A 270-nucleotide genomic window follows, 5' to 3' on the forward strand; every position below is an offset into this window, starting at 1 on the left:
AGGAAAAGCGCGAGCAGGTATATGCAGATTTTAAATGGGCATTAGAGACTGGCGTCATTCCCGCAGGCCGCATTATGTCGAATGCAGGCGCTGGCGAACATAAGCCTGCAACTTCCACCATTAACTGTACCGTTTCAGGCACAGTCTATGACTCAATGGACGATATCCTACTTAAAAACCACGAGGCAGGCTTAACACTAAAAGCCGGCTGTGGCATCGGATATGAGTTTTCTACTTTACGCCCTAAAGGTGCGTATGTTGCTGGTGCAG

1 pseudogene is annotated in these 270 nt (G+C 48.5%); it reads left to right on the forward strand.

Annotated features, from left to right (window positions below):
- Positions 1-270, forward strand: a pseudogene (locus tag A3762_RS06860) (ribonucleoside-diphosphate reductase, adenosylcobalamin-dependent); the annotation flags it as partial.

This window comes from Oleiphilus sp. HI0125 (assembly GCF_001635355.1).